Origin of the sequence: Draconibacterium sp., from assembly GCF_041583095.1 — a bacterium.
In the GTDB taxonomy this organism is placed as follows: domain Bacteria; phylum Bacteroidota; class Bacteroidia; order Bacteroidales; family Prolixibacteraceae; genus Draconibacterium.
Genome location: NZ_JBFHGM010000366.1, coordinates 1 through 4,082 on the forward strand (window position 1 = coordinate 1; position 4,082 = coordinate 4,082).

Consider the following 4,082-nt stretch of genomic DNA (forward strand, 5'->3'; position numbering starts at 1 on the left):
TAATGGCGAGGTTGAAGTAATCTCAAGTAAAACCAATTACAACGAGTTCAGAAATAATGTATTCTATAAATGCGAGGGATCGTTGGTAATGCGCCATGGCAATTACTGCTGGATTGACGGCAACTACTTTATTGGCGATGATAATTCTGAAAATATTGGTGGTATCCGAATTGTAAATACCGGACACTGGGTGGTAAATAACTATTTCTACAACCTGAAAGGAAATAATTTCAGGGCACCTTTAGCTGTTATGAATGGAATTCCAAAATCGCCATTGAACCGCTACAACCAGGTTACCGATGTTGTAGTTGCTTATAACACATGGGTTGATTGTAGATCGCCATGGCATTTTGGTGTAGGCGCTAACCTAAGTCAGGCAGAAGTCCTTCCTCCTTCTGAAATTCGTTCTGCACGGCCTGAAAGAACAGTTGTTGCCAATAACATTGTTTATACTGCTGAAAATGTTTCGGTTCCGGTAGTTGCTTATGATAAAATTGATGGAGTTACTTTTAAAAGTAATGTGATTAACAGTAAGGAAATGGCATATACAAAGCAAAATACATTTGATTATTGCGATTTTACCATGAACAAAATTACCGATTACATTTATGCTCCTTCAAGTCAGGTTTGCGATGTAGAACCGTATAATGGTTTTGAGTTTGGAACAATAACCACTGATATTTTGGGTAATACGCGTACCGAAAGTAATCAAGTAGGAGCAATGTGCGATGTGCCAATGGTGAATCCTGAAATTCTTGATAAAACGAAATATGGTGCCAACTGGTTTGCCAGTGAAAAACCGAAAGCAGAATCAAAGATTTTAAAGGTTTCGGCAGAAGACGGAAATTTACAGGCAAAAATTAGAGAAGCATCCAGTGGCGATATTATTGAGCTGGTAGCCGGAGAATATTCTATTGACGCACCGCTTGACATTGATAAAGAAATTACCTTAAAATCAGCCACAGAAGATGCCGAAACAAAGATTGTTTATAAAGGGGAAAAGAATACCCCGCTCTTCCAAATGAATCCGAAGGGGAAGCTGAAGGTTCAAAACATTTTGTTGGAAGGAAACGGAGATAATTTTGCCTTTGCATCATTGCAGAAAAATATGTCGGCCCTGTATGACGTTGAAGTGTTGGCCTGCAGTATTGAAAAGTTCAACTACGTGCTGAAGGCCTATAAAGAGTCGTTTTCTGATAGTATTACATTCGTTGGATGTGAAATTTTAAACTGTGATAACGGCATTGAACTTTCAGAAGAAACCGATGATAATGGAGATTACAATGTGGAATTTCTAACAATTGATAATTGCCGGTTCAACAAAGTAAAAAGTAATGTAATCGATTATTACAGAGGAGGATATGATGAGTCGACCATTGGAGGAAACTTAGTGGTAACAAACAGTACGTTTACGAATTGCGGAGGCCGTGAAGAGAACGATATTCTATTAAATACACGTGGTATCGTAAACGTAAATATAGCCGATAATACCTTTAAAAATAATCCGGTTAAACTGGTGGCATTGCTGTGGGGCGCAAAAAACAATTCATACGCCAATAACGAAATCAGAAACTCGGGGAAAATTGTAGTAGAAGAGAACCTGAAGTTGAAGTTGATGTATTAGTTCTTTTGGTTGAATGATGTTCGAATATATATAACTTGAAAGTATGAAGTCTTTAGTAGCATTGTTTCATAAAAATACTGCATCCATTTCTATACTGTTCGTGGTTTTAGGAGTTTGTATTTCATGCTCAAATACACCTGAAATTGTTGTTCAGCAAATGAAAATGGAATTACCATCAGGAAAACAATTGTTTAAGGAAGAACTTCTGCCGGGAGAAATTGCTGATACTAAAATAGAACACATTGCCTATGTTGGGCCAACGGTGCATAAAGTTCAACTTTCGGACGAAAATATAAGTATGTTTCTTTTTGTGAAAGGCAACGGCACCTTGAAAACCGATACAAGTTCATTTAAATTGGTGCCAGAGTCGATTGCAATCCCAATGACGTATAAAAGCATAAAAATTGAAGTGCCGGAAGGGGAGGAGTTGCATTTTGTGCGTTTTACAAAAAAACTATCTGAGCAGGATATTGCCGACCTGAACGGATTCCCCGATGACAGTAAATATGACATTTATTTTACGGAATTTGATGACTGTGACCCTTATACTGAAAAAATCAAGAGCCCGAATACGGTTAGCCGAACAGTGTTGCCTGAGGATATTATTCCGCGTGTTGCACTTGGCACGGTTGAAGCCCCGGGACCCGATGAAGTTGGCGCCCACGAACACCCCATGCTCGATCAGTTGTTTCTCGGGCTAACAGATAACGATATTGTAGTTCATGCCGATGGTGCATCGACAGAGTTTACAGAATACTTCTTATTACATATTCCCATTGGTTCCAGTCATTGGGTATCAGTTGATGAGAATAAACGAATGTACTATTTGTGGATGGATTTTTTTCTGACAAAAGAAGGGCAGGAGTGGCTTAAAACACACAAGCCAATTAGCACAGATAAAGATGAGTATTAGCACTTTGAAAACTAAAACCATATAAAAAATGAGACAACTCTCTCTGAAAGGAAGAACATTCCCTACAGATCTTAACCATGCCGGCACTGCATTTGGTGGTTGGGTGATGTCTAAAATGGATAAAGCCGCTTCAATTCAGCTTGAAGAAGTGATTAAGTCTCCGGCCGTTACTGTTTCGGTTAGTAATCTTAATTTTATTAAACCTATTCACAATGGAGATGTATTTATGGTTTACACAAAGGTTGACAGGATAGGAAATGCATCCATTGATATAGGTGTTGAGTTAATTGTTCGTTCAAGAGAGGATCTTAGTGAATACAAAGTTACGCAAGGAGTTTTTACTTTTGTAGCAGTTGATGACAAAGGGAAACCGGTGCAAATTAGAAGCGTGCTTAGAAGCTATGTTTCACCTTACATTATGGAGATGTTAGGAGATAAATAATTGGTTATACTATTACGGTATGAACAAATCTTTTGAAATATTCGATGCCCATGCCCATATTATTTATGGCATAAACGGGATCAAGCGAGGCCAAAAAACAGCCACTGCAAAATATGGTAGAATATTGTGGAAGAATGAAGAAATTAATTTCTTACCTCCATTTTTTCATGATACCCAGTTTACTGCAGAAACGCTCATTGAAACCATGGATTTTTGTGGTGTTTCGAAGGCCGTATTGTTACAGAATCCGGTGATCGGGATTTTGAACGACGAAATTCATCTGGCTATTGAGAAGTATCCTGATCGGTTTATAGGGACCATCCAGGTTGATCCTATGAAAAAGGATGCCTGCAATATTATACAAAAGTATGCCTCAGAAAAACAAAATACACTAAAACTTGAAATAAGCGAAGAGTGGGGTTGGTCGGGTAATTATCCCGGATTTTCGCTTGTTGGAGAGGAAATGATTGCTGTTTGGGAAACCGTTGAAAAGTTAGGCTTGCGGGTAATTCTTGATACCGGCGATATTTTTAATAAGGGTTACCAGGTTGAAAATATCCGTTTTATAGCAGAACGTTTTACTGAAACTAAAATGCTGATTGAACACCTGGGATTTTATCGCAATGGACTTGATGAAAACGCAAAAGATCGTCGAAATGAAATGCTTCAGCTCGGAAAAGATATGGAAAATGTGTACTTCGGATTTTCTTCCACTGCAGCTTTTGTTAATGACGATTATCCATGCTCAAAAGCACTGGGCTTACTTCAACAGGCGATTGAAATAGTTGGCGCCAAAAAGATTCTGTGGGGGAGTGATATTCCTTCAACCATGAAAAAATATACCTATCAGCAATTGATCGATGTGGTAGTAAAACATGCAGGATTTTTGTCTGAAAAAGATAAAGACGCAATTTTAAATGATAACGCGGAGACCTTCTTTTCCGGCTAATAAATATTGTTTTAAGTTCCCCAAATACAACCGTCTATTTAGATAATATGAAATGACCACGAAAAAGGACTTTGTTATATATACAAGGAGTTCAAATTGTGGTAGTTATCCTTATTAATAATAAACTTTTGAATATGAATATACTAGTTGTAAA

The 4,082-nt window shown here is 37.8% G+C and carries 4 protein-coding genes; all 4 read left to right on the forward strand.

Translation table 11 applies throughout. The features are described 5' to 3' along the window. A partial coding sequence (locus tag ABZB17_RS21110; RefSeq protein ID WP_372653371.1) for a chondroitinase-B domain-containing protein occupies positions 1–1,624 on the forward strand: 1,624 nt, incomplete at its 5' end. A gap of 43 nt (positions 1,625–1,667) precedes the next feature. Next, on the forward strand, positions 1,668–2,537 hold the full coding sequence (locus ABZB17_RS21115; protein WP_372653373.1) for a cupin domain-containing protein: 870 nt from the start codon (positions 1,668–1,670) through the stop codon (positions 2,535–2,537). Positions 2,538–2,565: 28 nt separating this feature from the next. After that, positions 2,566–2,979, forward strand: a complete 414-nt coding sequence (locus ABZB17_RS21120; RefSeq protein WP_372653376.1) for an acyl-CoA thioesterase — start codon at positions 2,566–2,568, stop codon at positions 2,977–2,979. A 19-nt stretch (positions 2,980–2,998) separates the two neighbouring features. Further along, a complete protein-coding gene (locus ABZB17_RS21125) occupies positions 2,999–3,928 on the forward strand; it encodes an amidohydrolase family protein (protein WP_372653378.1) in 930 nt (309 codons plus the stop codon). Positions 3,929–4,082 lie beyond the last annotated feature (154 nt).